We start from the raw sequence: 26,598 nt of genomic DNA on the forward strand, positions 1-26,598 counted from the left end.
CCCCCACATCCCGCGCAGGAAGGTACGACAGACTCCGCCCGGCGAATGCCACCGCTCTGCGGCGGGTTGCCCCGATAGGGGCTTCCCGGCCGCTGACACACCCACCGACTACCGGCCGACCACCCTGCCCCCGCAGACGCCCCGCAGCCGCCATCGTCGCGGCGTCTGGCACCGGGCACCTTCTCGGATACGGGGTCCGTGCAGCGAACCACCCCCGGCGCCGGCGACCACAGGTCGCCGAAACCCTAGGGATTTCCCCGAAGCGCCGGAGCGCCGTCCTGTGGTCTCGTCAACCCTGTCACCGTCCTGCTGTTCCTTGGCTGCGTGGCTAGCCCTGTCCCTGACCGCTGTTGGGGGCCGGGCCGGCTGTGCCCGGGCGGCGGAGAGACGACCGCGCCCCGGGGGGAAACGTACCTATGACGTCGATCCCAGCAGGCGACCCCGGGGCGGTGCGAACCGGTATCCACGTCTTCCTGCTCGACGGTTTCCGCCTCTGCGTGGACCAGCGGCTGACACCGGTGCCGTTCGCCGCCCAGCGGCTGGTCGCGCTGCTCGCGTTGCGGGCTCGGGAGGTGGCCCGTTCGGAGGTGTCGGGAACACTGTGGCCCGAGGCCAACGAGGCGCAGGCAAACGGCTGCCTACGGACGGCCTTGTGGCGGCTGCGACGCACAGAGCGGACCCTCGTCACCGCGACGCCCACTCATCTCGGCCTGTATCCCGCGGTACGGACGGACGCCAACGAGACGATCGCGTATGCGCGGCGGCTGCTGGAACCGTCCGACCAATTCAACGGATGCCGGCTCCATCCGCAGCCACTGCTCGGGATGCTGCTGCCTGGCTGGTACGACGACTGGGTTGTCTTCGAGAGGGAGCGACTTCGTCAGCTCACCCTGCATGCGCTGGAGTCCCTCGCCGACCGACTACTGGCCGCCGGCCGGTTCGGTGCGGCGGCGGACGCCGCCTACGGTGCGATCCACGCCGATCCGTTGCGGGAGAGCGCGCACCGGACGCTCATCCGCGTCCATCTCGCCGAAGGGAACGGGTATGAGGCGCTGCGCACCTACCGTTCCTACGCAGATCTGCTCCGCCGTGAACTCGACATTCCCCCGTCGATGCAGCTGACATCGTTGATCAGGCCTACGATGCCATGAGCCGAGGCAACCGGGCGTGGCAACGGTGGACCGACAACCCGGCAGGACGGGTGACGGGCCACTGACGCGCGGATGATGGGCCCGGCTGCATCATGCAGCGTGACCCACTTTGACGGCGTTGAAGACGGGCAGTCATTACGCTCCGGGCTGCTCGTGCTCGCGGTCTGGGTCGGACCCGACGGTCGCATGCTCGCCCGCCTGCGGATGACCCGCGACGTGGCCGCCCCCGAGGAGACCCTCGTCACCACCGCGTCCCGACACGAGACCCTCGACGAGGTCCGGGCCTTCCTCGACTCCTTCGCCGACCTGGAAACCTGAACCGGTCCAGGCAAGAGACGGGCGCCGGCCACGGCGAACCGAACCCCTTGGGCCGCTCGCGCTCGACCGCGCGACGACGGAACTCCGGTGGGTGAGGAGCGGGCACGTGGACATCCTGCCTGGTGGCCGAGGCCACATCAGACAAGGTGTCCGTGCTGAGGGGTCAAGCTCACCCGGCCACGACCAGATGGTCAAGCGCCTTGTCGGTCAGGACGATGAGCCTGCGTCGGCCGCCGTCGGGATGCGGTTGGCGGCGCACATAGCCACGCATTTCCAGGTCGTCGACCATCTGGCCGGCGGCTTGCTTGGTTACGCCCAGCCGGTCAGCCAACTCCGTCCCGGTCGCGCCGGACCCGCGTAGGGCCTGGAACACCATCCCGCGCACCGGCCGCAGGTCGGCGTACCCGGCTGCGTCCACCCTGCCGACGAACTCGGCGACCACGACCTGGAGATGCGGACTTGCATGATTCTTGATCTCCTTGGTCACGGCGACCGTTTCTCGGCCGTCATCCTTATGACGGACCCCGACCAGAGACTGTGACCGGGCTGATGAACTGGAACGTCGACGACAGTTTGGCCAGGAGTTTCGAGGAGAACCGGACACGCCTGAAGGCGGTGGCATACCGGATGCTGGGCTCGACGAACGAGGCCGAGGACGCGGTGCAGGAGGCGTGGCTGCGCCTGAGCCGCAGCGATACAGCCGTCATCGACAACCTCAGCGGCTGGCTGACGACGGTTGTCGGGCACGACCCACAGCCGGACGCCGATCGCACCCACCGTTCGCGCCCAGTCCACTCTCACGAGGACGGGCGCTCTCCTCCGCCAAGGTCTGCCAGAAGGACCCGGGCGCATCGGCCAGCGCCGCCAGGCGGACGCCGCGTAACCGCTCGACGTCATCGGGCGCGATTCGACGTACGTTGACCGTCACGCTCATGTCAACGACGACCGGAGCGCATCGCTTTCAGCGAGGATGCTGAAGGCCTTGAAATCCTCATCCGCCCGGCACGGCCGGACAGGTCCCGGACGGGGATCTCGCCCCGCTTCGCGGGCTCCGCGATGCCACCGGGGACGCCTTCGTGGCTGACGTCGCGCTGCGCCTGGGAGCAGGGTCCTACCTTCGAGAGCCGCCTGCACCTCATACCGGTCGATAGGACCTGGGCACCGTAGCCGTACATCTCATCGGCGAACGGACCGATCCGACGAAAAGCAACGGAATCCATCAAGAAGACCACTTTACGCCTACATACGGAGCACTACTTCAAATGGGATTATGTACTTGTTGTGGTCAGTTAGACGATCAGGGCAGACTTTTGATCTTCTTCCAAGGAGGAACCGGGTGGGAATCCCACTCCATGAGCGGATCCTCGATTCGATCGAGGCATACTTCGCGCTCTCACCACAGATGCTGGCGCTCTCCCTGGATGCGGTGCAGCCGGAAACCGGCCGGCCGGCCACACGCCTGTCACTCACGGCGGCACGTGAGTTCGCCATGGATCCCACCGCACCGGCTACCGCTGGAGATGCAATCTGGTCCCAGCTTGTCCGACTGGCGAGCGAGAAGAAGGAGCCCTGGGACCTGGCTGTCATCTGGATGATGGCCCCGGGTCTTCGTCGGATCTGTCGCCGGTGCCGTCGCTACAACCCGGCCATGGACCCTGGTGAGCTTGAGTCCGAGGCTGTCGCCGGACTCGTCGAAGCCCTCCAATCGGCCGAGCCGGAACGGGAGGGGCTCGGCAGCTGGCTGTGGTGGACCACCTACCGGCATGTTCAGCGAGCATGTTCACACGCACGCAGGGAAACACCGACAGCCGACATAGAACTAGTCGGAAATCTCAAGACACACGAATATGATGAATCTCGGTCGACCGCACCAACGCTCCGCCTGGTCGACAGCGTCGTTCCGGTCGCCGAGGAGTTGGACACGGTGGGACGCGCTTCCCTGGAAGGAGAGCGACTGGGCGCCCTCGCGCACCGACTCGGACTCGATCAGACCCTCAGCACTTCAGATCTACCGGCGGGTAAAGCGGCATGACCAGCCGACCACTGACATTTCCTGAGCTGTTCGAGCTTCCAACCGTTGTTGATCTCCGAACAGCTGCGCGCGCCGTCGGGATTTCGATCAACACGGCCTACAAGTTGGTACACTCCCAGCGATTCCCCTGCCCGGTCATGCGGCTCGGGTGGCGCTATCAGGTATCGACAGCGGGCTTACTGAAAGCCCTCGGGATCGAGGGACCTGGCGTCCACCTCGACGACGTCCAACGCGGGGCGAATTTCGCGCGAAGATTCATCTGAAAAACCACCATCAGGCCGTACCCAGAGAACCGGAGCACCACAGTCAGCATATAGGCGCCACCGCGGCCATCCATTGATCATCGAAGGCTGAGCGCAGGAGCGGCGAGCGAGGTGATTCGCCTGCTCGACCGACTGTTCATGGCCGGGCCTGCCGAAGTACTCGGCAGGCCCGGCCAGCGTTGTCGCAGCCGGCGGAAAACCGCTGGTCCGGGCCACGAACCACGAGTCATGGCCCTGAAGCCGAGCAACCCGAGGGTTATTTCTCATAGCCAAGTATGTCGATTTCACACCGTGGTCCGTTCACCCCACGTACCAGCACAGCCTCCACCACATGGCATGCGGATACTGGTTTCATCGGGTCGGTCTTCGAGCAGCACCCGACTCTTACTGGTGGAGGAACCCACCGTGGCTTTCACAAGCGCCCTCGCCGAACTTGTCCCAGATCGGACATTCGCCAGGACTATCGCCCTGGCTCACCGCCGGTTCGAACCGATACTCGGCCGGATCTGTGAGTTTGTTTCCGCCGACCAGACGGCCATGGACATCGGTGCCTGGTACGGGCCATGGACCCACTGGTTGTCACGCCGTGCCCGCAGTGTCGTGGCGGTCGAGGCAAACCCCGAGCTGGCCGCCTTTATCAGCCGCACCGCCCGGCTAAATGTACGAGTCGTGGCAAAGGCCGCCTCCGACAGGGAAGGCATCGCGGAACTGTGGCTGCCGGAAGGTGGCCGAGGCACCGAGGGGCGTGCCTCCTTGTCACCACTCGGCCCAGGTCACACGGTAAAAGTCAAAACAATCCGCCTTGATAGGCTTGACGTCGATAACGTTGGCCTGGTGAAGATCGACGTGGAGGGACACTAGCTGCAGACGCTCAAAGGCGCCGAGGGAATCATCCACCGGTGGCGTCCCAAGCTTGTTGTTGAGATCGAGGATCATCGGTCTCCAGCCGCCGCGACCCTGGAGTTGTTGGAAAGCTGGGATTACCAGGATTGGTTCTTCCAGGGTAAGCGGATGCATCCCCTTACCGGATTCGACCTTGTCGCCCACCAAAAGGCGATGACCGGAGCAGCCCACCATGGCTATCTCCAGACGGTCATCACCGGCACCGGCGCAGAATACATCAACACCATCCTGTTCATCCCCAACAGTGGAGCAAGACCCTGACCTTCTACGAGCATGCGGAAGATCCAGGCGGAACATGAACCATCCCCAGTACCAGCCGATCCATTCCAGAGTGGCGAGTTCGATGTCGTCAAAGCTGCGCCACTGGCCCTTGTTCCGGACGAGTTCGGTCATGTACAGTCCATTTGAACCCGCCCAGCACAATGCACCCCGAGAGTACGAAATCATCAACCGACACGAACACATGTTCAGTACTTCGGGTAGGACCCGCGCCGACGGTGAACCTCGTGACCGTGGGTATGGGGATCGTGGTCGGCTTGACGTTCCTGTGACCCTTGCGCTGAGCGGCCTCGGTCGGCACTTTCCTTGAGAACGCGGGGTGGTACTGGGCGGTAGCCGCCGGTCTACCGGGGAGGAGCGTGTGGCAGCCGCGCGGCCAGCACGTCGAAGTGCCGCTGGGCAGACCACGCTCGCCGGTCGCCGATGACGTAGATCCGCCGCTTGGCTCGGCTTACCGCCACGTTGAGCAGGTTCGGTTTGCTCGCCGCCCAACGCTTGGCACCAGGCCGGGCTGGATCGCCGCCGAGGACCAGGACGACGACGTCCGCCTCCTTTCCCTGGGCGGTATGGACGGTTCCGGCGACAAGTCCGGGATACCGGTGGGCGTACGGTGCGACGTTTCGGGCTATGTCCCGGAACGGCGCTATGATCATCACCTCGGACATGTCGTGGCCGACCCGAGCCAAGGCCGCCAGGATGCGCTCGACCTGCTGTCCTTCGGCCGGCACCCAGTTGCCGTGGGACTCGTCCGACACCACGTCGATCCACTTCGACTCGGGCAGCGTGGGAAACGACGACGCGAATCGGCTCGCGGCCGCCGGGGACGTGGCGGAGATCATGAGGCCTTCGTAGACGGCGTCGTTCACCACCCCGAACATCGGCTCGTCGCAGCGGCGGTGCACGGTCAGCGGTGCTCCGACCCAGATGGGCTCCGTGTCGCCCGGTAGCCAGGTGCCCAACGGGTTCAACCGGTCCGCGAGCGCCTGGACGGAGGTGCGGGCCGGCAGCCACTGCTCGTCGACGCCGTGGTCTCTGCGCAGCATCTGTTCGACCCGGAACGGCAGGGTCGACACCGGCTCGAGTTGCAACGGATCACCCACGATCACCGCCCGCCGGGTCCGCCAGAGCGCGCCGACGGCGACCTGGGGGCTTGCCTGCCCGGACTCGTCGATCAGCAGCCAACCCAGGTCCTCCCTCCCCAGGTGGGAGAACAGGCGGGCGAACGACGCGAACGTCGTGGAGACGACCGGTACGACGAAGAACAACGCCCGCCACGCCTCCCGTGCGGCGGCGGGCGAGATGTCTCCGGGCGCGGACCCGCCGACGACGTCCATCGCAGCCTGCAGGCTCTGCCGCATTTCCCGCGGCGCGTGCCGCAGGAACGCCTTATGCAGTCGAAGTGCGGCGAAAAACAGCCCCGTGCGCGTCGCGTTCCATGCCGGGTCGGTCCACGGGGCGGTCCGCTCCCGTCGGTGGCGGTTGGTCCACCAGGTCGGGTCCGGAAACTGTTCGCCCAGCGGACCGCTGGCTTCGTCGAGACGGCGGGTGAGTAGGTCCAGTTCCTGGCGGAGGCGGCGTGCCTCGCCGTCGTGGGCCGCCACCGTCGTCTCCGCACGCCGCGCCTCGTCAGCGAGCCGGGTGACCTGGCGTCCGATCTCCACCACGGACCGCTCGGCGGCCGCGGTGGACGTTGCCAGCTCGTCGTCGTGCTCCCGCCACCGCCGGATGGCCGCACGGTCGAACAACAGCCGATCGAGGACACCTGGCCGGAACTGGCGGTGGTCTAGACGCAGGGCGAGCAGCCTGTCGCACTCGGCCGACCATGCGCCGGCGGCGGCGGCCGCCTGATCGTGGGCCTTGCGAGCCTCGCTGAGCGCGTGACGTGATTTCTCGGCGGCCGAGTCCGCCGCTTGGGTCGCCCACGCGAGGTGCGTCTGCCGGGCGAGCATCTGGAACGTCTCGTCTCGTGCGGCCTGGGTAGATGCCGCGGCGGCCAGCGCCCGACGGAACTCGGCCACCTCCGACGACCAGGACTGAGGCGGCGGTGAGGCCTCGTAGCCGCGCAGAATCGCCATCATCGCAGGTCGGGCGGCTGCTGCGACGGGAGCCGGCGCCGGGCCCGCTGGCCGGCCGACCGGGGTCGGCGGTGATCCGGCGCGGCCGGTGGGCGGTCCCGGCGCGGCTGCCCTCCGGCCGTACCAGAAGTCGCTGACGAACCGGCCGCGAAGCTCCTTGTTGCCCAGCCGCCCGGCGACGAGCGCCCACGCGGCGGCGGGCGGTTCGACTCCCTGTGGCAGGGGCTTATTGACCAGCAGAGCGTCGGCTACGGTCGGGAAGTAGTCCAGCCGCGCTGCTTCGGCCACCCACGACTCGTCGATGGCGTCCCGGGCCGGGATCTCCTCTGTCACGTTCGCCACCGCCCCGTTGTTGGCTGAGGCGACGACCATCTCGAAACCAGTGAGCGTCGGGTTCCATTCGTGGACGACGCGGCTGTACTCACCGGTCATCCAGCGATGACGCTGCCCGGTAAACGCGTCCCCCGGCTTGGCCAGCTCGGCCAGCCGCCGGGCCCGTTCGACCACGACCGCGGCAACGACGTCACGCAACATCGTCGTCTTGCCCGTCCCCGGCGGCCCGTTGACGGCGAACAGGCCGCCGTCGGGACCGGCCATTCTCAGCACACCGTTGACGGCGAGCTGCTGGCCGAGCGCCAACGGATGATCGGAGCTGCTGGGCCAACGACCCAGCGGCACCTCGGCCGGCGCGGTCGCGCCGAGCACGACCTCGACTCGCTCCCGGACGTCCACCCTGGCGGCCGTGTCGATCTCGGCGTTCGGACGCAGATACTCTCGCAGCACGGTGCCGACCGATCGTCCTGCCTGTTCGGCCACCCTGCGCAGGTCGTGCGCGACCATGCTGTTGAGGAAGTCGTGGGTCTCGGAGCCTTCACCGGCCTCCGACACGGCCGTGCTGCTGACACGGATCTCCGCGTACGGGAACAGACCTGCGACCTCGGTAGCCACCGCTGCGGAGTCCCGGCACGCCCACAATGTCCGCAGGTCGATCTGGGGCCGTGTCGAACGGCCGTCCGCGTCGCAGGGGTCCTCAGGCTGGACGACGAACGGACTGAGCAGTCGCTCGAAGCCAGGCGCTACGCCGGTAGCGGTGCTATCGGCGGTCAGCCGCGCGTGCACCTCGGGGCTACGCCGCGCCGCCCGTCCAGTCTCCGACGCGCAGGATGACAAGGTCACGGAGTCCGGCAGCGGATGCCCAGTGCTGTCCACAACAAATGCCGCCAACGCGCTTTCCCCGCCCGGACGTTCCTCGAAGCTCTCGGCGTCCGAGCCGAAAATCTGTGTGAGCAGCCCGTAAACCGACTCGAGCGAATACACACCCAGGAACACGACATGCCGCCAGACCAGGCCTCGCCGCAGACGCTCACGGGCTAGCTCGTGGCCTGGCTGCCAGGGAAGCGGTTCATCCGGACCAAGCGTGTACACCCGCCGTTGCCTGCTGGCCTTCTCGACCGAAGGTGGGGTGAACGCCTCCACGGCACCCCAGAACCGGATGATCGCGGCACGATCGGTTGCGATCTCCGTCACCGGCTCCTCGGACGATACGGGCCATATCGGAAGGTCACTGTACCGATTCGGGTACGGACAGCATCAACGACCGTGCTCCAGAGCCAGTAGTCGGTGGGTCCGGGCCGTCCGGGCGGCCATTCGTCGAGTAGCCAGCGGCCCGGGCACACTTGCGTGCCCCGATCCTTCCGGACGACCAGGACACCATCAAGAAGGTAGGGCCGCATGAGGGCGCCACCAGCGACCTATCAGCCCCAACGCCCCGAAAGGATGCGGTTCAGTGAAGACGGCGCCGCACCATCGGCCGATCTTGACCTTGAACAGGACAGCGTCGTCGACGGCCCGGATTCGCTCGTGCGGGGTGCCCGGATCGGCGAACTACTCCCTGGCCTTCGTCAGCAGCGGGTGGCTGATCTGGTCGAGCGGGGTGCGGGCCGGCACCGACATCGCCGGCATCGTCCATCTGACAGGCAATCCTTCCCTGCGCCCCGAGCACCGCCGCCGAACGGCCCAGGCGGCCGTCTAACGCCGTTTCGTGCACTTTTACTGACATTGAATTCGTAGGGTGACATCCGGGTCTTGTGGGGTACCCCGGGTGTATGAGGTATCCGGATGGCGGTGGATTGACCGCCGCCGATCGTGCACGACGGGAAGAAGTCCGGCTACAGGCCGCGGACCTGTTCGCTGGTGGGACGTCACCGCCGGCGGTGGCCCGGCGGCTGCGGGTGTCGCGGAAGTCGGCGTACGCCTGGCATCAGACGTGGGAGACCGACGGTCGGGACGCGCTGCGCTCGGCGGGGCCGGCGGCGCGGTGCCGCCTCGATGAGGAGCAGCAGGCCCGGCTGGCAGACGAGTTGGACCGGGGGCCGGCGGCGCACGGCTGGACGGTTGACCAGCGGTGGACCCTGGCCCGGATCGCCACGCTGATCGCCCGGCTGTTCGGGGAGTCCTACACCCTGACCGGGGTGGACAAGCTGCTGCACCGCATGGGGTATTCCGCGCAGCGGCCGGTGCACCGGGCGGCGACGAGGTCGGCGGGTGTGCCCTCGAAGACGATCCGGCCGCCGTCGTGGCCGGCGCCGGGGCCGAGATCGATGATCCAGTCGGCGTGCGCCATGACCGCCTGGTGGTGCTCGATGACGATGACCGACTTGCCGGAGTCGACGAGCCGGTCGAGCAGGCCGAGCAGCTGCCCGACGTCGGCGAGGTGCAGGCTGGTGGTCGGCTCGTCGAGGACGTAGACGCCGCCGTTGGCGGCCAGGTGGGTGGCCAGCTTGAGCCGCTGCCGCTCGCCGCCGGACAGCGTAGTGAGCGGCTGGCCGAGGCTGAGGTAGCCGAGCCCGACGTCGGCGAGCCGGTTGAGGATGGCGTGCGCGGCCGGGGTGCGCGCCTCGCCGGCGCCGAAGAACTCCTCGGCCTCGGTCACCGACATCGCGAGCACCTCGCTGATGTCGCGGCCGCCGAGGTGGTGGTCCAGCACCGATGCTCCGAACCGCTTCCCCTCGCACTCCTCGCAGGTGGTGGCGACGCCGGCCATCATCGCCAGGTCGGTGTAGATGACGCCGGCGCCGTTGCAGTTGGGGCAGGCGCCCTCGGAGTTGGCGTGGGGACGACTCAGCCCCGGCAACCCGTGGGGTCCGGGGTGTCGTGCTAGCATTGCTATCAGGAGGTGGTCCAGATGGCGGCTGTCAGCATCCGAGACCTCGACGACGGCGTGCGGGAGAGGCTGCGCGTACGGGCGGCGCGCCACGGCCGTTCGATGGAGGCCGAGATCCGCGCGATCCTCGCCGAGGCGGTCAGCGAGCCCGAGGACGCTGCCGGTCTTGCTCAGACCCTGCTCGCCCGGTTCGGCGCGCTTGGTGGCGTCGATCTTCAGCTGCCGGTGCGGACCCAGGCACCGCGCGCAGCGGACCTGTTCACGTAACCGGACGCCACCCTTACAATGATCGTTCTCGATACCAACGTCATCTCCGAGCTCATGCGCGCAGCACCAGCCGACCGCGTCGTAACGTGGGTAACCAGCCGACCCGGTGACGCCTTGAACACGACCTCGGTGAGCCTAGCTGAGGTGCGTTATGGCATCGTCCGACTGCCGGTCGGTCGCCGCCGCGAGCTGCTGCTGGCGGCCGCGGACGACGTCTTTGCGGTATTCCGGGATAAAGTCTTGCCCTTCGACGCCGCGGCGGGCCGCCACTACGCCGACGTGGTGGTCGAGCGTGAACAAGCCGGGGCTCCGATCAGCGGCTTCGACGCCCAGATCGCGGCCATCTGTCGATCCCGCGACGCGGTGTTGGCCACCCGCAACACCAGCGACTTCACTGGCCTGGGTCTGGAATTGGTCAACCCCTGGGGCTCCGATGTTTTGCCCGCCGAGCAGACCATCACCCGGCGCGATCGAGCGCCCGACTGAGTAAACGCACCGTCATGCTGTGGTGCGGTCCGCGTAGCGTGACCGCTAGTGCCGTGAGGCGGCCGTTTGTAGCGCCGCGGCTGGGCTCGCACGCTGTCGCACGCTGTAGCGTCGCTTGGGCGGTTGATCCCGGAGGGATGGTCGGCAGCTGCAAGACCAGCGGGGTAAACCGCTGCACGCAACAGGTGCGCGAACTACGTTATTCATCCCGGCCTTGTCGATCTTTCGGGCTCAGTCCTTGCGGTCTGTGCGGGTGTAGAGGTTCCGGAGCCACCGGGTTCGACCTTTCCTGCCACCACCATGCCGACCACGACGCCGTCCAGTTCGGCGATCAGCGGTGCCGCGCATCCGACTCCTGGCGACCTGCGGCGACTCCTCCCCCTCCTCCAGAGGAAGGGCCAGGGTTCGGGGCGGAGCCCCACTGTTCTCAAGCTGCGCCGCGCAGTGATCGGTGTGGCCGGATCTGGCTACCGGTCGAGAACGTGGGTGAAGTGATGCGCGGCGATGGCCATGCCCGCGTTCAGGTAGAGACGATGAGCGTCCGTCCGGGTCGGCCCGACGCCTGAGTCCAGCCGGACCTGGTCGCAGCCGAGGCGGCGGGCCTCTGTGAACAGCCATGCGAGCAGACGGCCCGCGTATCCGTGTCGGCGTGCGGATTCGAGTGTTGAGAGATCGTCCACGTAGAGATAGCGACCGAAGGACAGGGCGTGGCCGATGCGGAATCCGGCTACCGCCCGCGCAGCCGGATCGGATGGCTCGAACGCCCCTACCAAGCGGTAGCCCTCAGGTCGCTGGATGCCGTCGACGAGCCGGACGAACTCGCTTTCGGTGTGGATGTTCGTGCGGAGCGTGGCCATCGCGAGGTACGCGGAGCTGGTCGCGGGAGGCAGAATCTCACAAATGTCGGCAGTCACGCGGCACAAGACTAGTACGGCGATCGTCGTTTTGTGATCATAAAAATCTGACTGTCCTCCGCCCCCGGCACCACGTGCGACGCTCCGACGCTCCGACGCTCCGCCGCGGCGAACGGGCGGGGTCCTGTTCGGCGTGGCGTGTGCGGCGCCCCCGACTCGATGCCCTGGATGGCCCGGCTGGTCAGCGTGGGGGTTGCCGCCCCGGGGGTGCGGCCTTGAACACGCACAGACTATTAGCGATGGCCTTCCGGCTCAGCCGGCGTGGGTGCGGAGCCAGGTGTGTCCAGCGTCGGCGACCTGTTTGCGTCTGGTGCGGAGCCGTGGTGGGCCGTAGCGCGCTTCGTACTCCCGAAAGAGTGTCAGCGTGGCGGCTAGCCCGAAGATCGTCTCCCAGGGTGCATATTGCCAGACGGGAAGGCTTTCGAGGAGTACGTGGGTGGCGTGGGATGTGTGTCCGGCCGCGATGAGCCGGGGTGCGAGAAGCGCGGCGTCGACCCAGGGGGCTGCGTGGGATGCCAGTGCCCAGTCGATGACGAACGCTCGGTGGTCGGCGATGAGCAGGTTGCCGGCGTGGAGGTCGGCGTGCACCAGGGTCTTACCGGTGGCGTCGGCGGGGTCGTGAGCCTGTCCCCGTAACGACGGCGGCCGGCCCAGCCAGTCGTAGTAGCCCGACCGGGAAACACTCAGTACTCGACAGGCCACCGCGACGTCCACGTCCAGCTCGACGTCGTCGGCGAGTTCACGGACCAGCCGAAAAGCTAGTTTGGGAGGACGTTCTCCCGGGCAAAGTAAGCCGCCGCCCGCTTCAGGATCTCGTTCTCCATCTCCAGTCGGCGCTTGTCACGTCGCAGCTGGGTCAGTTCGCGTTTCTCGGCACTCGTCAGCCTGGTTTCACTGCTGTTGTCGTCGGCGTCGGCCTGGGCCATCCAGTGACGCAGGCAGGACTCGCTTATCGACAGCTGCTTCGCGAGCGCGGCGACCGATAGCTCGCCGCGGCGGGCGAGCTCGACCGCGCGACGACGGAATTTAGGTGGGTGAGGAGCGGGCACGTGGACATCCTGCCTGGTGGCCGAGACGGTGGATCTCGCCTACCCTTACCGCCGACGAGAGCCGCGCGGACCTGCTAATATAGGTGAATGTTCGGTCTAATTCCAGAGAATGCCCTCGATGAGGTCGGCCGGGAAACGGACATGATAGGTCGCCTCCTGCGCCTCGACTTGATGACCTTCGTGACCGCGGCCGCATCCCTGGACCAGTGGGATCCTGATTTTGGCCGCGGGGTCGACGCCGCGTTCCGGATGGCCGTTTGCCGTCGGTTCGACGAGAGTAGCTCGACGGCCGACATCGTCGAGTTCGTGGCCAAGACGCGCCTGGCCCTCGGGCCGGGCGGGGTCGATCTCGATCCGGGCCTGAGCGAGGCCCTCCTTGCCGACGCAGCCGGGCTGACCGGTCTTTCGCATCCTGGCGCGGACGCCGAGACGACGGTACGGACCAAAGTAGTCCTGATCTCCAGCATCGTCGCCCAGCTCAGCCTCGAGGAGGCGGACATAACCGAGCTGGTCGGCCGAGTCGGCGGCTGACCGAAGCCCGTCGTCCCGCGCCGCGACCGGCCGACCGGTCTGAACCCGTCAGCCGGTCTCGCGGGCAGGTCAGTCGACTGTTTCCTGGTCCGGAACCAGCGTCATGTCTGTATCCAGATGGTCAACGAGATGCGCGACTATGCGCTCGGCGTCCCGCCGGACGAAACCCAACAGCGCCGAACCCCGGGTCTTCAGGCGGTAGAGGCCCAGGTAGTAGCTTCCCATCACCGCCCCGACCCCGGCGGCATGACGAGGCATGCCGGAACCGTCGAGAAACTCGGGCGCCAGCCAACTCCAGTCATGACGGTACCCGGTCGCCCAGATGACAGTCGCGGGGGCCAGGCATTCACCGTCGTCCGTGATGACCTGTCCGCCTGACACTCCGCGGGCTCGGCCCACCAGGTGGACCGCACAATCCTGCGCCATCTGCTGTAACCGGTTGCCGACCACCGGGTCCGAGCCGGTCAGCGCGTCGACGAGGGGAAGTTCGACGGGCGCCGTCATCACGCCGAAAATGCTCATCCACCAAAAGATGTCGCGGCCCAGCACCTGTTGCGGAAGCTCCGGCCTCGGCCGTCCGTGACTCAGCATCACCTCGCGGCCGCCGGCTAGCTCCCTCGCGATCTGAATCCCGCTGTTGCCCGCGCCGACTACCAGCACCGGACCGGCCCCGATCTGGTCGGGGTTGCGGTACTCACTCGAATGCAGCTGCCGCACGCCCACCGGCAACTGGGACCCGAAGGCGGGTATGAACGGCGCGCCGAACGCCCCCGTCGCGATGATCAGACTGCGGGCGATGACGGTGCCCGTCGTGACCTGGACCTCGAACCCGTCGTGGACCCTCCTCACAGCGGTAACCCGGCTGTCCAGCCGGATCGGAATGTCAAAGTGCGTGGCGTACCGGGCCAGGTACTCGGCGATCTCGTTCTTTCCTGGATAACGGTCTGGCGGACCCGGAAATGCGAGACCGGGCAAGGAACAATATCTGGCCGAGGTGAAGGTCCGCAGCGAGTCCCAACGGCGATGCCAGACGTGACCGATCCGCGGTCCGCCGTCGAGGACCGCGAAATCCAGGCCCGGCTGCCGACACAGGTAGTACGCGGCGGCCAGGCCGGCCTGGCCGCCGCCGATCACCACCACGGACATTCTCGTAACCGGCCCGGCCGCCTCCCATGATTCGGTAGGCTCGACACGATCATTTCGTTCCATGCTCATGACCCGCTGACGGGGACGCTGGGGATCGGCTCCACGGACGCGGCGGGTACCCGGGATCGCACGCCCACAAAGGCGAGAGCAGTCGCCGCCAGGCCGAGTCCGACGCTCACCCACATGGCTGCATGCAGGCCGGTGACGAAGGATGACTCCGCGTCGCCGACCAGACGGACGCGAGCCTGCTCAGGCAACGACGCCGCCGCCCGCAACGTGCTCCCCAGCGAGGTCACCGCGCCGTCCGAAAGCCCCTGCACCTTCCCGCTCATCGCGTGCTGGTAGGCCGCGCCGAGCACCGATCCCAGCACGGCGACGCCGAGCGCGGTGCCCATGTGCCGGATGGTGTTCGCCACCGCCGAACCGGCGCCGGCCCGGGCCATCGGGACGACCGACATCGCCGAGGCCATGCCGATCGCGAACGCTCCACCGAATGCGAGCCCGAGGACACCGAGCGCGACCTCGAAGAGGACCAGGGAGGACGACTTGTCGATCAGCACGAAGTACAGGCAGCTGGCGGCGATGCCGAGCCCGCACAATGCGAGTGCCCGGGACCGCCCGCACAAGGACACGAACTGGGCGGCGCGCACACCGGCGATCAGTGAGCCCACCGCGAGCGGCAACATCAGCAGGCCGGTCTCGACCGGGCTGAAGGTCCGGAGCTGCTGGAGGTACAGGGACAGCAGGAAGGTACCGCCGGTCCCGACGAAGAACGAGATGGCGAGGATCACCGAGCCGATCGTGAACAGCCGCTGGCGGAAGAGCTCGAGGTCGAACACCGGGCTCGCCGATCGGCGTTCGACCAGGACGAGGCAGCCGAGCGCGCCGAGCCCGCCCACGATCGGGACGACGACTACCGGCCGTAGCCACGAGGTATGCTCGCCGCCGGCGATGATGCCGTAGACCAACGCGCCGACCCCTGCCGCGGACAACACCACGCCTATGCGGTCGACACGGCGGGGCGCAAGGGCGTTCTCCGGCACGAGCGCGATGATCAGCGCCATGGCGACGACCACGAACGGTACGTTGACCAGCAGTAGCGATCCCCACCAGAACACGCCAAGCAGCCACCCGCCGAGGACCGGGCCGACGGCGATGCCGAGGCGCCCGCGGCGGTCGACCACAGGCCGATCGCGCGGGTGCGCTCGCTCGCGGGAAACGCGCCGGCGATGACCGCCATCGTGCAGCCCGGGATGACGGCCGCGCCGACGCCCATCAGGGCACGCCAGCCGATCAGCTGCAGCGGCCCACTGGACCAGGCCCCCACCAGCGACGCGACGAGGAACAGGCACAGCCCGCCGATCAGGACCCGCCGGCGGCCGAACCGGTCACCGAGCAGGCCGGCTGTGAACAGCAGCGACGCGAACGCGAGCGTGTAGGCGTCCATCGCCCACTGCAACTGCGCGTTGGACGCGTCGAGCTTCTCCTGGGTGGTCGCCAGACCCACCGTCATGACGGTGTTATCTACCGTGGCGATGAACATACACAACGCCATCGCGGCGAGAATGATCCATCGTCTGGGGTTCGGTTCGCTTGTCGTCACTCCGCGTTCCTTCCGTCGTCGCGGGCAGGCCCCTCGGCCTCGTCCAGGGCGTGCCGGAGCACGCGCGCCAGCTCATGCACGTGCGGCGCACGTACGACCGAGTAGTGGTTGCCGGGAATCTCGACGACGCCGGCGTCACCCGGCAGCAGCGTCAGCCAGGCGCGTGCGGTCGCCGCCGTCGCTCCGGCCGTGGCGCGCACGACCCGCACCCGTCCGTCGTAGCCGGCCGGCTGGTGGCCCAGCAGCGCGCGGAAGTTCACGCAGAACCGGCTCACGACCGCGGCGACGGTCGGCAGGTCCACATCGTCGGGCAGCAGGCCGAGCGACCGGGCCCGGTCGCGCAGCAACGGCAGCGCGCCGACCGGCCCGGCCCGGTCCAGCTCCTCGGCGGGCAGGTGCCAGGTCCGGCCGGACAGGCCGGCGAGGTCGCCGGCGAACCAGGACAGCAGGGTGGCGTCGCTGACCTGGCGGCCGGCGCCGGCGCCCGGAGGCTCGCTGACATCGACCATCACGACGAGGTCCACCTCACGGCCGGTGGCCCGGAGCTGGCGGGCCACCTCCAGCGCCACCACGCCGCCCATCGACCAGCCGCCGAGCCGGAACGAGCCGGTCGGGAACGCCTCGAGCACCGTCCCGGCGTAGTGCCGGGCCAGGTCTCCCACCGACACGAGAGGTTCCGTGGTGTCGGGGACCTGCAGGCCGAAGAACGGCTGCCGTTCCCCCGCCAGCGCCGCGAGCTCGGCATAGCACAGGACGTCGCCGCTGACCGGGTGGACGAACAGCAGCGGCGGACGGTCCCCGTCCGGCCGGATCGGGACGAGCGCCCGCCGGTGGTCCCGGTCCGCGGCATCCGGGACGGCCCGGCCGTCGGGACCGACGCCAGCCGTCCCGGTCACCCCGTCGCGCAGCGCCGCGGCCAGCGTCCGGATGGTCGGGCGCTCGAACAGCGTCGCGATCGGAAGCGAGCGACCGAACAGTTGCTTGATCCGCGCCATCAGCCTGATCCCGAGCAGCGAGTCACCGCCGAGGTCAAAAAGCTCGCCGTCACGCTCACCGCCTCGAGCCCGAAGAACTCGCGCCAGATGTCGGCGAGCGCCGACTCGACCTCGTCGGCGGGCCAGGCCGGGCACGCCGCCTCACCGCCGGCCGGTGCGTCCGTCCGCGGCAGGGCGTCCCGGTCAACCTTGCCGTTCCGGCTCAACGGCAGCTCGCCCAGCACCATCAGGCGCCGTGGAACCAGGTAGTCCGGCAGCAGCTCACGGAGCGCGGCGAGCACCTCGTCAGCTTCCCCGCCCACCACGTAGCCGACCAGCTGGCGGGACGTCTCGCGGTCACCCACCACGGCGGCGACGGCAGCGCGCACACCCGGGCACCGCGCGAGCGCGGCCTCGACCTCACCGAGCTCGATCCGGTAGCCGTTGACCTTCACCTGCAAGTCCTGGCGGCCCAGGAACTCCAGGTTTCCGTCAGGCAGGTACCGGCCGCGGTCGCCTGTCCGGTACAGGCGTTCCCCGCTCGCGGGATGGGTGACAAAGCTGGCCCCCGTCTTCGCCTCGTCGTTGAGGTACCCGCGGGCCAGGCCGGCTCCCGCGATGCAGAGGTTGCCCGGCACCCAGGTAGGGCAGGGCAGCCCATGGTCGTTCAGGACCGCGAACCGCTGGTTACGCATCGGCCGCCCGTAGGGGATGCTCGGTCACCCGAGGTCGACCGCACCGATCGGGTAGACGTTGGACCAGATGGACGCCTCGGTGGCGCCCCCGAGACTCCACAGGTCGGCATCCGGCGCGATCCGGCGGATTCGGTCCGGCAGGGATACCGGAATCCAGTCGCCGCTCATCATCACCAGCCGCAGCGACTCCAGGTGCGCCCTGGCCGCGATCGCGTGCTCGGTGAACATCTCCATCAGCGCCGGCACGCTGTTCCACACGGTCACCCGGTGCTCGGCGACCAGCTCGGCCCACCGGGCGGGCTCCCGCAACGCGTCCGGGGCCGGCAGGACGAGCGCGCCACCGGCCGCCAGGGTCCCGAAGATGTCCCACACGGAGAGATCGAAGTTGAGCGCGGACAGCGCGAGCACCCGATCCGCCGCCGTGACCGCGAACCGGTCGTTCACGTCGACGACGGTGTTCAGCGCCCCCGCATGCTCGATCATCACTCCCTTGGGCTCACCGGTGGACCCCGACGTGAAGATCACGTAAGCCAGGTCGTGTGGCACGGCCCCGGCAGCGGGCAGCGGCGTGGTGGCGAGGCTGGCGAGGGAACCCCCGTCGACGATGATCCGCCGGGTCCCCTCGGGCCACCGGGTCGACTCCTCGACCACGTGCCGGGTCAGCACGAGGGAGATGCCCGCGCCGTCGAGCAGCTGGTGCAGCCGCCGCGTCGGCACCTGTGCGTCGATCGGCACGTACGCCGCCCCGGACTTGAGGACGCCGACCGCGGAAACCACCTGCTGCCATCCCTTGTCCAGCACGATCGCGACCAGCGTCCCCGGTCGGGCGCCCAGGTCACGCAGTCGCCGGTCGATCTGGTTGAACAGGGCGTCGACCTCGCCGTAGCTGAGGCTGCGGTCCGCGGCGATCACAGCGACGGCGTCGGGTGTCTGTACGGCGCGAGCCAGGAAGCCGTCGTGCAGCAGACCGGCGGGCAGTGGTGCGGACGTGGCGTTCGCCTCGTCGCGCACCTGCACGTCCCGGGCGGACAGCGGGTTTCCGGCGGGCTGTTCCCAGGCCCGCTCCCCGGCCGCCAGCCGGTGGAGCACCGCGACGTAGGCGTCGAACATCGCGTCCGGCATCCCGGCCGGGAAGAGGTCGTCGACGACGTCCCAGTTGACCGTCAGCTCGTCGCCTTCCATGACCGCCTGGTGGTCCAGCCATACCTGCGGGGTACGGACCGAACTGGCTACCGGCCGGCCCTGCTCGCCGAGCTCGGTCAGATAGCTCATGATCCCGGCGGCTCGATGCTCGGGGTCCGAACCGGTCAGCCCCACCGTGCTGGTGAAGACGACGGGCATCGCCGGGCGGACACCGCTGCCCCGCAGTCGGTTGCGCTCCCGCAGCACCTGGACGCCGCCGACCTCACCGTGTTCCAGATCGGTGAGTAGTTGCGCCTGAAGGGCCCGCGCCCGTGCCGCGAAGGAGGCGGCCGGGTCGCTGTCGACGGCGAGCAGCGTCGTGTTGCTGAAGTTGCCGATCAGCTCCTTCACCTGGGAGTGCAGGGGACTGCGGTTGAACGCGAGCAGGTTGAGTGTGAATCGGTTCGACGTGCTCCAGGCCGCGAGGATCTGCGCGTAGGCGGTGCATAGCGCGACGGACGGAGTGACACCATGCGCTCGCGCGTGGGACACAAAGCGGCCCCATTCCGCCCCGCCCAGCCGGGCCGACCGGTGGACGAAGACGGGTCTGGTGATCGTGGCCGGGTTGCGGCGCAGCGGGAGGTCAGGCGCGGGCGGCAGGCTCGCGATGCGTGGGCGCCAGTAGTCCCAGGCCCGCTCGACCTCGACGCTCTCCGACCGGGCCGCGACCGCGAGCACGTAGTCGCGGTACCGGATCTCCAGCGGAGGCCGTTCGACATCCGGACGGCGGTAGAGGTCCGCCCACTCGCGGAACAGCAGCGACGCACTCCAGCCATCGACGATCATGGCGTCGAAACCTGCGTGCAGTCGCACCGTCCGCGCGTCGATGAGGGTCACCTGGACGTCGAACAGCGGCCCGTTCTCGATGTCGAAGCTCTGGTCGCAGACCTCGCGGTGGATGACGTCCAGTTGCTCCTGGAGCTGCTCTCGCGGGCAGTCACGCAGGTCGACCCGTCGGATCTGGTAGTCGGGCGGGTCCGGTCGCACCCGCTGGTATCCGTCCGCGGTGAAAACGGCACGCAGCATGTCGTGCCGGTCAACCAGCCGCCGGAACGAGGAGACGAGCCGGTCGAGATCAACCCCGACGAGGTCGACCTCGGCGAAGAAGCAGGTCGAGATGCCGCCGAGTTCGATGCCGGGCTGCCTGCCGATCAGGTACGCCTGTTGCAGGTCGGTCAGCGGGAAGGGCTCGTACCGGGCGTCGCCGTCAGCGGTCAGTTGCGGTGCGACGACATCGTCCCCGGACCAGGCGGCCCGGTCGGCCGACCCGGCACCATGGCCACCGCGCCCGGACTCCAGCGCCTCGACAACGGCGGGCAGCCCGCTCGCGTCGAGCAGCGAGGCAAGGGGTATCTCCACCCTGAACTCGCGGGCCAGGGAGCGCCGGAGCTCGACGGCCAGTAGCGAGTCCAGGCCGAGGTCCCGCAAGGGCAGGTCGACGTCGAGGTCGGCGGGTGCCGCTCCCAGCACCCGCGCCACCGACCGGGTCACCTCGGCGCCGAGGTCCGCGGCGCCGAGGTCCGCGGCGCCGACCGGCTCGGCCGCCTGCTGGGCAGGCGCGGACCGCCCAGCAGGTCCATCGGGCGCGCCGAACGCGGACCGCGCCGGATCCGGCCGATCCGCTCGACAGGTAACCGGATCATCACTTACAGTATCTACACTGACACCCAACGCCTCGGCGATGACCTGGCCAGCAGAGTCGAGCAGGAGCACGGCCGGGCCGGCGTCCCCGCCCCGGCCGTGCTCCGAGCCGCTGACCGCATGACAGTAGGCCGCCCGCGCCGCGTCGGAGGCCCGGAACACGAAACGCTCGACCACCGTCGCCAGGCCGGCGGGGACCTTTCGGCCGGTTCCCTCCTGGCAGACCTGCGCGGTCTGCAGCATGGCCTCGACCAGGCCGGGGTGTATCCCGTACGACGCGAACCCGCGCCGGGGCCTGCAGCTGGGCGAGCACCTCACCAGGACCCGTCCAGATCCGGCTGATCAGACGCATCGAGGTGCCCAGATAGCGGCCCTGGCGCCACATCCGGTCATAAAACTCGTCCGGCGAGACCTCCGCGCGCAGCCGTCCCAGCACCTCAGCCACATCGACACCGTCCGACCCCGGTTGCATCGCCGGCCGGACGGTGCCCTGCGCGCAGCGCCGCCACCGCGGCGGCCCGTCGGGCACAGCCTGCTCGACGTGGAAGGACCACCGGCCGTCCGGATCGATGACGAGTTCACCGGGAAGGTCGGTCTCGTGGCGCAGGCGGAGGTCAGTCGTCGTCCGGTAGCCGTCCACCTGGCACAAGCCGTTGCCGTGCAGTGCCGCCCAGCCCGCGCGCAGCACCTCCAGGTAGGCGCCGGCCCGCACGACGGGGGCACCGTCCGCGACGTACTCGGCCAGCCAGGGGTCCGCGGCGGCGGACAACCGGAGCGCGAACTGCCGCGATGCGAGCGGGGACGAGATCCGTACGGGGTGCAGAGCGGAGCCGACCGGCTCCGGGTCCGACGCCCGCGTCCGGCCCGCACCCCCATCACCCTGCACATCGGGCCGGGTCGACGCGGCGGGCGAGGTCGGGTTCAGCCAGTACGTCCGCCGCTGGAACGGGTAGGTCGGCAGCGGCACGTCGCGTCGGCCACGGCCCGCGTCGACGGCCGCCCAGTCGACGTCGGCTCCCTGCACGAACAGGGCTCCCGCGCCGTCCATGACAGTCCGTACGGCATCGTGACGCGGACGCAGCGACGGGACCAGCGCGCATGACTCGGGCACCGAGCCGCGGGCCAGACCGAGCAGGACCGGGGCGGGGCCGGCCTCGAGGAGCACCGTGGCGCCGGCCTCGGCGAGCCAGCGCACCCCGGCGCCGAAGAGCACCGGACGGCGGGCGTGGTCACGCCAGTACCGGGCCGTCATCGGTGCGCCCGCGTCCCAGGGCGCGGCCGTGACCGTCGAGACGAAGGTGACCCGGGGCGCGTGATAGGTGAGCGTCGCGGCCAGCTCCTCGAACTCGTCGAGCATCGGATCCATCGTCGCCGAGTGAAAAGCATGACTGACGGGGAGCAGCCGGGTTCGCACGCCGTCCCGGTCCAGCGCGGCGCGGATCGCCGCTACCGCGGCCGGGTCTCCGGAGACGACGACGCTGTCCGGCCCGTTCACCGCGGCGAGCGCAGCATCCTCGCCATAGGCTGCGAGAAGCGGTTCGACCACGGACGCCGACGCCATGACCGCCGCCATCGCCCCCGGCCGGCACCGTTGCTGCATCAGCCGACCGCGTGCGGCAGCCAGCCGCGCGCCGTCGTACGGGGATATCATGCCCGCCACCGCGGCCGCGACGAGTTCGCCGACGCTGTGGCCCAACACCGCCCAGGGCTGCACGCCCCAGGAGCGCCACATCCCGGCCAGTGCATAGCCGACCGCGTAGATCGCGGGCTGGGTCATCTCGGTCCGGTGCACCCGGTCGTCGCTCATCGCGTCCAGCAGCCCGACGCCGAGGACATCACGGACGGCGGCGTCGCACTCGTCGATGCCCTGTCGGAACACCGGCTCGGTGTCGTACAGCCCCCGTCCCATGTCCGGGTACTGCGCCCCTTGACCGGTGAACAGGAAGGCCACCCGCGGCGTCGACCCGGGCCGGACGTAGCCGGTGCGGACACCCGCGGGCAGCTCGTCGGCCTGCGCCGCGACCTCGGCGAGCCCCTCGCGTAGCTCGCCGAGGTCGCGGCCGGTGACACTCATCCGGTGGGCGAACCGGCTCCGCCGCGTGTTCGCACTGTGGCACAGGTCGGCCACCGGCCCGTCGGGCAACTGCCGGAAACGGTCCGCCAGCGCGCCCAGCGCCGGGCGGTTTCTGGCCGTCAGCACCAGGACATGCGTCTCGCGGTCGCGGAGCCCTCCCTGCCCGGCGGGGGTACCAGCCGGGTCGGTGGGATCGGGGTCGGGGTCGGGTGACTGCTCGAGGAGGACGTGGGCGTTGGTGCCGCTGATGCCGAAGGCGGATATTCCGGCCCGTCGTGGGCGGTCGTGACGGGCCGGCCACGGCCGACCCTCGGTCAGCAGCTCCACGTATCCGCCGGCCCAGTCCACATGGGGGGTCCGCTGATCGACATGCAGTGTCCGCGGCAGCACGTTCCGCTGCAGCGCCATGACCATCTTGATGACACCGGCGACGCCGGCAGCTGCCTGGGAGTGGCCGATGTTGGATTTCAGCGATCCGAGCCACAGGGGCTCTCCCCCACGGTCGCGCTGCCCGTAAGTGGCCAGCAACGCCTGGGCTTCGATGGGGTCACCGAGGGTCGTTCCCGTGCCGTGCGCCTCAACCACGTCGACGTCCGCGGCCGACCAGCCCGCATCCGCCAACGCGGCCCGAATGACCCGTTGCTGCGCCGACCCGTTCGGTGCCGACAACCCGTTCGACGCCCCATCCTGATTCACCGCGACGCCGCACACCACGGCCAACACCCGATGCCCCGCCCGACGAGCAGCGGAAAGGCGTTCCAGAACCAGTACCCCGACGCCCTCCGACCAGCCCGTTCCGTCCGCCGCCGCGGCAAATGACTTGCACCGCCCGTCCCGCGCCAACCCGCCCTGCTGCGAAAACGCGACGAATATCCCCGGTCGCGCCATCACCGTCACGCCACCCGCCAACGCCAGGGAACACTCCCCCCGGCGAAGCGCCGCGACCGCGAGATACAGGGACACCAACGACGACGAACACGCCGTGTCCACCGTGATCGCCGGACCCTCCGACCCCAGCGAATAGGCGATCCGCCCGGTAGCCACACTGGGTGCCAGCCCGGTCAGCAGATGACCCGCCAGCTCGCCCGCACCCTCGCTCAGACCAGCCCCGTACTCCTGCGCCATCACCCCCATGAAGACGCCCGTATCCGTCCCCCGCAGCGAACCCGGAACGATTCCCGCCCGTTCCAACGCCTCCCACGACACCTCCAACAGCAGCCGCTGCTGGGGATCCATCGCCAGCGCCTCGCGCGGCGAGATGCCAAAAAACTCCGCGTCGAAATCCCCGGCGTCATGCAGAAACCCGCCGGAACCCACACAGCTCCCGCCCGCCCGTTCCCCGCTCGGATCGAATAGACCCGTTACGTCCCACCCCCGCGACACCGGCCATTGGGAAATCGCATCGCCCCCGTCCATCACGAGATCCCACAACCCCTCCGGCGACACGACACCCCCCGGGAAACGACACCCCATCCCGACCAGCACCACCGGATCGACGTTCGGCGGGACATCGGGCGCGGTAGCGGCACCCAGCGCAGGCACGGACACGGACGCCCGTGGGCGCCGCCCACCAACCTCGGCGGTGAGGTGGTCTGCGAGCGACTCAAGGTCGGGATGGTCGAAGGCCAGTGTGGCGGGCAGGCTCAGGCCGGTCGCCTGCTCGATCCGGTTGCGCAATTTCACCGCGAGCAGCGAGTCGAAGCCCATCTCCCGGAACGACCGGCGCGGCTCGACCTCGTCCGACGTCTCCCGGCCGAGCACGTCGTTGATCGCGCCGAGCACCACCCGCCGGATGGTGGCGTGGCGCTCCCGCTCCGGCAGACGCCGCAGGAGGGCCCGCCCGCCGGTCGTCGAAGCCTTCGTCGCCGCGTTCGATGGGAGGGACACCTTCGCCGTGGGGTGGCCCGCGGGCTCACCCGGATCCCGGGCCATGAGGGTGAATCCTTTGGTACCGGTGCCGACTCTTATCAGGGAACCGGTCGCGAAGGCCGGCAGACTCGATGAGGAGAGACAGGCATGACCACGATCATCATCATCGCCGCCGCATTGCTCGTCTGCATGTGCAGCGTGGTCCTGCTGCGGCGCCGGAGCAGGTCACGTGGCTGAGCAATGCCACTGGACGGTGGCCGGCACCCGCGAGCGGTGCCGTCCGTGCCGGTCCGGCATCCGGTGAGCCGGCAGACCGGGTGGCCGAGCGAGCACCTGGTCAACGCCGCCCAGCAGGGCGACGTGGCATCGCTCTCGGCCGTCATCTCCGGCTCCCATCCGCACATTCGCCGCTTCGCGAGCTCGTTGTGCGCAACTCCACAGGACGCCGAGGATGCCGCACAGGAAGCACTGATCATCCTTTATCGGAAGATCGGCACGCTGCGGGCTTCCGGCGCACTGGCCTCGTGGATGTACCGGATCGTCCGCAACGAGTGCATGCGGCGGGCACGGCTGATGTTCACCCGTGCCGCTCCCTGCGAGGACTGGGAGGGCCCGTCCGCCGAGGAGGAGGCGTTGCGGCGGTTGGAGGCCGAACGCGTGGCCGCGGCGATCGTCGCCCTTCCGACCGACCAGCGGATGGTCCTGATCATGCGGGATATTCAGGGGTACCCGGGCAACGCGGTGGCGAGATACCTGGGTCTGAGCCCTGCGGCCATGAAGTCACGGCTCCACCGCGCACGCGCCACGCTGCGCGAAAGTCTGCAACTGCGGGATTGATCTCGCGTCTGGAGGTTAACCATGAGTAAAGACTCGATGTTCGCCAGCAGCTCGGTACCCCGGCACCTGCTACGCGGGGCCATTGGATTCGGCCTGCTCGCCAGCTCGTTCGCGCTGGTCCCGACAGTCGGGCCGGTGGCTCTCGGGCTGGCGCCGCTCGGCCTGGTGGCCCTACGGGGGTGCCCGATGTGCTGGGTGATGGGACTTGTCGAGACCGTCACCCGCGGCCGCGTCGAGCGGACCTGCGTCGACGGGCAGTGCCGGTTGACCACTTCCGGGACGGCGGACGCCTCACCGGTGTCGTTCGACGACGCATACGCCGACGAGCATGGGAGCGACGCGGCCCGACTCTCCTCAACGTGGCCGTCCTTGGTAGACGCCCCCTACTAACCTCGGCTTGAAGTTTACGGGTTGGTCCATGGGACTGTCGGTCGAGGTCGGCAGCCGTGACGGGGCCAGTTGCATTATGGGAAAGTGAAACATGGGCGGAATCAAGTGGGGCGGAATCAAGCGGTCATGGCGATCCACCGCAGACTTCAGGTCTCGGCAGATATTTCGATCTTCAAGGACCGTTCCTTCGAACTCTCCGTCAAGTCGCCCGCCACGACCAGCCTGCTGCTTCAGGGGAGGGCCTTCTCAATCCAGTCCCTGATCGTGGTGTGGTGAGCAGCCCAGGCGTCCCACACCTGCGCCGCCCAAGCTCTGAGCAGGGTCTCGTACTCGCCGGCATCGTCGGCGGGGGCGAGGTCGGCGATCGTCATCCGGCCGTGCAGCAGTGCGGGGTCGAGGTCCAAGGGGTGGAACACCGGTCGGGCGACCATGCGCCGGTGCAGCTGCGGTCCTTCCCTCGGGTCGGCCCCGTCCTCCACGAACAGGCACAGCGTCATCAGGCAGATGGACAGGGCCTGCACCCGACACGGCTGCGACCAGTCGACGTGCTGCGCGGTGTAACTGTCCACGAGCAGCTGGTGCAAGGAGTGGCGGGCCGGGTCGTTGTAGGACCGGCCGAGCATCTCCGTGTACAGCGACCAGCACCCGGCCGACGCCCCGGCCTGGTCGGGCAGCTGCACCGGTGGCTCCGGCCACACCAGCCCGCAGCCGGGGCAGTCCCGCGCCGGCCCTGCCGACGAGTCCGTCATTACGCCC

The 26,598-nt window shown here is 68.9% G+C and carries 23 protein-coding genes and 5 pseudogenes; 12 read left to right on the forward strand and 16 right to left on the reverse strand.

All coding sequences use genetic code 11. The features are described from left to right. Window positions 1-416 precede the first annotated feature (416 nt). Window positions 417-1,151, forward strand: coding sequence for an AfsR/SARP family transcriptional regulator (locus tag NBW77_RS05425; RefSeq protein ID WP_250279361.1), 735 nt, complete (start codon window positions 417-419; stop codon window positions 1,149-1,151). A gap of 99 nt (window positions 1,152-1,250) precedes the next feature. Continuing rightward, entirely contained in the window at window positions 1,251-1,469 is a 219-nt protein-coding gene (locus NBW77_RS05430; protein ID WP_131748978.1) for a hypothetical protein, read from the forward strand. A 169-nt stretch (window positions 1,470-1,638) separates the two neighbouring features. Here NBW77_RS05430 and NBW77_RS05435 read toward each other — a convergent pair whose 3' ends face one another. Then, window positions 1,639-1,956: a MarR family transcriptional regulator gene (locus NBW77_RS05435; RefSeq protein ID WP_207387201.1), complete on the reverse strand. Its 318-nt coding sequence runs from the start codon at window positions 1,954-1,956 to the stop codon at window positions 1,639-1,641. Window positions 1,957-2,018: 62 nt separating this feature from the next. Here NBW77_RS05435 and NBW77_RS22705 point away from each other — a divergent pair, with 62 nt between their 5' ends. The 3 genes from NBW77_RS22705 (at window position 2,019) to NBW77_RS05450 (ending at window position 4,625) form a co-directional block, all read left to right on the forward strand. Then, entirely contained in the window at window positions 2,019-2,390 is a 372-nt protein-coding gene (locus NBW77_RS22705; protein ID WP_131748981.1) for a sigma factor, read from the forward strand. Window positions 2,391-2,805: 415 nt separating this feature from the next. After that, entirely contained in the window at window positions 2,806-3,501 is a 696-nt protein-coding gene (locus NBW77_RS05445; protein WP_131748983.1) for a hypothetical protein, read from the forward strand. Between the two features lie 800 nt (window positions 3,502-4,301). Further along, complete coding sequence (locus tag NBW77_RS05450) at window positions 4,302-4,625, forward strand: FkbM family methyltransferase (protein ID WP_242606110.1); 324 nt, start codon at window positions 4,302-4,304, stop codon at window positions 4,623-4,625. Here NBW77_RS05450 and NBW77_RS05455 read toward each other — a convergent pair. Both NBW77_RS05455 and NBW77_RS05460 read right to left on the reverse strand, forming a co-directional pair. Next, the gene (locus tag NBW77_RS05455) at window positions 4,521-5,060 is read right to left on the reverse strand and encodes a hypothetical protein (RefSeq protein ID WP_242606108.1); all 540 of its coding nucleotides are present in this window, start codon (window positions 5,058-5,060) and stop codon (window positions 4,521-4,523) included. The two genes, NBW77_RS05450 and NBW77_RS05455, sit on opposite strands and share 105 nt — an antisense overlap. A gap of 230 nt (window positions 5,061-5,290) precedes the next feature. Continuing rightward, on the reverse strand, window positions 5,291-8,548 hold the full coding sequence (locus NBW77_RS05460) for a DEAD/DEAH box helicase (RefSeq protein ID WP_250279362.1): 3,258 nt from the start codon (window positions 8,546-8,548) through the stop codon (window positions 5,291-5,293). Between the two features lie 295 nt (window positions 8,549-8,843). Between NBW77_RS05460 and NBW77_RS05465 the strand changes: the two genes are divergently transcribed. Both NBW77_RS05465 and NBW77_RS05470 read left to right on the forward strand, forming a co-directional pair. Further along, complete coding sequence (locus tag NBW77_RS05465; RefSeq protein ID WP_207387203.1) at window positions 8,844-9,053, forward strand: hypothetical protein; 210 nt, start codon at window positions 8,844-8,846, stop codon at window positions 9,051-9,053. Window positions 9,054-9,126: 73 nt separating this feature from the next. Continuing rightward, window positions 9,127-9,501: pseudogene (locus tag NBW77_RS05470) on the forward strand (helix-turn-helix domain-containing protein); the annotation flags it as partial. On the opposite strand, the pseudogene NBW77_RS05475 reads toward NBW77_RS05470, so the two are convergent. Next, window positions 9,477-10,130 (reverse strand): annotated as a pseudogene (locus tag NBW77_RS05475) (ATP-binding cassette domain-containing protein); the annotation flags it as partial. The pseudogenes NBW77_RS05470 and NBW77_RS05475 overlap by 25 nt on opposite strands. 75 nt (window positions 10,131-10,205) lie before the next feature. Here NBW77_RS05475 and NBW77_RS05480 point away from each other — a divergent pair. Both NBW77_RS05480 and NBW77_RS05485 read left to right on the forward strand, forming a co-directional pair. After that, entirely contained in the window at window positions 10,206-10,451 is a 246-nt protein-coding gene (locus NBW77_RS05480; RefSeq protein WP_131748989.1) for a FitA-like ribbon-helix-helix domain-containing protein, read from the forward strand. Between the two features lie 18 nt (window positions 10,452-10,469). After that, window positions 10,470-10,937 (forward strand): type II toxin-antitoxin system VapC family toxin, encoded by a 468-nt coding sequence (locus NBW77_RS05485; protein WP_131748991.1) that lies wholly within the window; start codon window positions 10,470-10,472, stop codon window positions 10,935-10,937. A 467-nt stretch (window positions 10,938-11,404) separates the two neighbouring features. On the opposite strand, the gene NBW77_RS05490 is transcribed toward NBW77_RS05485, so the two are convergent. The 3 genes from NBW77_RS05490 to NBW77_RS05500 form a co-directional block, all read right to left on the reverse strand. Continuing rightward, window positions 11,405-11,851 carry a GNAT family N-acetyltransferase gene (locus NBW77_RS05490; RefSeq protein ID WP_349816969.1) on the reverse strand — a complete coding sequence of 149 codons (447 nt, stop codon included), beginning with the start codon at window positions 11,849-11,851 and terminating at the stop codon, window positions 11,405-11,407. Between the two features lie 252 nt (window positions 11,852-12,103). Next, a complete protein-coding gene (locus tag NBW77_RS05495; protein WP_165486316.1) occupies window positions 12,104-12,565 on the reverse strand; it encodes a phosphotransferase in 462 nt (153 codons plus the stop codon). A gap of 44 nt (window positions 12,566-12,609) precedes the next feature. After that, entirely contained in the window at window positions 12,610-12,900 is a 291-nt protein-coding gene (locus NBW77_RS05500) for a transposase (protein ID WP_131748994.1), read from the reverse strand. A gap of 141 nt (window positions 12,901-13,041) precedes the next feature. On the opposite strand from NBW77_RS05500, the gene NBW77_RS05505 reads away from it, so the two are divergent. Next, the gene (locus NBW77_RS05505) at window positions 13,042-13,431 is read left to right on the forward strand and encodes a hypothetical protein (protein WP_131748996.1); all 390 of its coding nucleotides are present in this window, start codon (window positions 13,042-13,044) and stop codon (window positions 13,429-13,431) included. 69 nt (window positions 13,432-13,500) lie between these two features. Here NBW77_RS05505 and NBW77_RS05510 read toward each other — a convergent pair whose 3' ends face one another. The 8 genes and pseudogenes from NBW77_RS05510 to NBW77_RS22715 form a co-directional block, all read right to left on the reverse strand. Beyond that, entirely contained in the window at window positions 13,501-14,577 is a 1,077-nt protein-coding gene (locus tag NBW77_RS05510; protein WP_165486317.1) for a flavin-containing monooxygenase, read from the reverse strand. 65 nt (window positions 14,578-14,642) lie between these two features. Further along, complete coding sequence (locus NBW77_RS05515) at window positions 14,643-15,695, reverse strand: MFS transporter (protein WP_165486312.1); 1,053 nt, start codon at window positions 15,693-15,695, stop codon at window positions 14,643-14,645. Beyond that, complete coding sequence (locus tag NBW77_RS05520) at window positions 15,632-16,180, reverse strand: MFS transporter (protein ID WP_131749002.1); 549 nt, start codon at window positions 16,178-16,180, stop codon at window positions 15,632-15,634. The genes NBW77_RS05515 and NBW77_RS05520 overlap by 64 nt, the downstream gene beginning before the upstream one ends. Next, on the reverse strand, window positions 16,177-17,262 hold the full coding sequence (locus NBW77_RS05525; protein WP_250279373.1) for a thioesterase domain-containing protein: 1,086 nt from the start codon (window positions 17,260-17,262) through the stop codon (window positions 16,177-16,179). The genes NBW77_RS05520 and NBW77_RS05525 overlap by 4 nt, the downstream gene beginning before the upstream one ends. After that, window positions 17,175-17,609, reverse strand: a complete 435-nt coding sequence (locus NBW77_RS05530) for an AMP-binding enzyme (protein ID WP_242606112.1) — start codon at window positions 17,607-17,609, stop codon at window positions 17,175-17,177. The genes NBW77_RS05525 and NBW77_RS05530 overlap by 88 nt, the downstream gene beginning before the upstream one ends. 144 nt (window positions 17,610-17,753) lie before the next feature. Next, window positions 17,754-20,210 (reverse strand): annotated as a pseudogene (locus NBW77_RS05535) (non-ribosomal peptide synthetase); the annotation flags it as partial. A 31-nt stretch (window positions 20,211-20,241) separates the two neighbouring features. Next, a pseudogene (locus NBW77_RS22710) lies at window positions 20,242-22,746 on the reverse strand (phosphopantetheine-binding protein); the annotation flags it as partial. Then, window positions 22,732-24,633 (reverse strand): annotated as a pseudogene (locus NBW77_RS22715) (type I polyketide synthase); the annotation flags it as partial. The pseudogenes NBW77_RS22715 and NBW77_RS22710, both read right to left, overlap by 15 nt. A gap of 222 nt (window positions 24,634-24,855) precedes the next feature. Between NBW77_RS22715 and NBW77_RS05545 the strand changes: the two are divergent. Together NBW77_RS05545 and NBW77_RS05550 are read left to right on the forward strand one after the other, a co-directional pair. Then, a complete protein-coding gene (locus NBW77_RS05545; RefSeq protein ID WP_131747778.1) occupies window positions 24,856-25,452 on the forward strand; it encodes an RNA polymerase sigma factor in 597 nt (198 codons plus the stop codon). Window positions 25,453-25,473: 21 nt separating this feature from the next. Next, window positions 25,474-25,842, forward strand: coding sequence for a hypothetical protein (locus NBW77_RS05550; RefSeq protein WP_207387140.1), 369 nt, complete (start codon window positions 25,474-25,476; stop codon window positions 25,840-25,842). Between the two features lie 230 nt (window positions 25,843-26,072). Here the strand turns inward: NBW77_RS05550 and NBW77_RS05555 are convergent, their stop codons facing one another. Then, window positions 26,073-26,591 (reverse strand): DUF5946 family protein, encoded by a 519-nt coding sequence (locus NBW77_RS05555; protein WP_131747779.1) that lies wholly within the window; start codon window positions 26,589-26,591, stop codon window positions 26,073-26,075. Between the last annotated feature and the right edge of the window lie 7 nt (window positions 26,592-26,598).

It is taken from the genome of Frankia sp. Cppng1_Ct_nod, from assembly GCF_920656135.1.
GTDB lineage: Bacteria > Actinomycetota > Actinomycetes > Frankiales > Frankiaceae > Protofrankia > Protofrankia meridionalis.

Coding starts and splice junctions, on each gene's coding strand:
- NBW77_RS05455 (WP_242606108.1), bottom strand. CDS start 5,060: ATGACCGAACTCGTCCGGAACAAGGGCCAGTGGCGCAGCTTTGACGAC.
- NBW77_RS22705 (WP_131748981.1), top strand. CDS start 2,019: ATGAACTGGAACGTCGACGACAGTTTGGCCAGGAGTTTCGAGGAGAAC.
- NBW77_RS05545 (WP_131747778.1), top strand. CDS start 24,856: ATGCCACTGGACGGTGGCCGGCACCCGCGAGCGGTGCCGTCCGTGCCG.
- NBW77_RS05505 (WP_131748996.1), top strand. CDS start 13,042: ATGATAGGTCGCCTCCTGCGCCTCGACTTGATGACCTTCGTGACCGCG.
- NBW77_RS05450 (WP_242606110.1), top strand. CDS start 4,302: ATGGACATCGGTGCCTGGTACGGGCCATGGACCCACTGGTTGTCACGC.
- NBW77_RS05510 (WP_165486317.1), bottom strand. CDS start 14,577: ATGTCCGTGGTGGTGATCGGCGGCGGCCAGGCCGGCCTGGCCGCCGCG.
- NBW77_RS05425 (WP_250279361.1), top strand. CDS start 417: ATGACGTCGATCCCAGCAGGCGACCCCGGGGCGGTGCGAACCGGTATC.
- NBW77_RS05480 (WP_131748989.1), top strand. CDS start 10,206: ATGGCGGCTGTCAGCATCCGAGACCTCGACGACGGCGTGCGGGAGAGG.
- NBW77_RS05485 (WP_131748991.1), top strand. CDS start 10,470: ATGATCGTTCTCGATACCAACGTCATCTCCGAGCTCATGCGCGCAGCA.
- NBW77_RS05555 (WP_131747779.1), bottom strand. CDS start 26,591: ATGACGGACTCGTCGGCAGGGCCGGCGCGGGACTGCCCCGGCTGCGGG.
- NBW77_RS05550 (WP_207387140.1), top strand. CDS start 25,474: ATGAGTAAAGACTCGATGTTCGCCAGCAGCTCGGTACCCCGGCACCTG.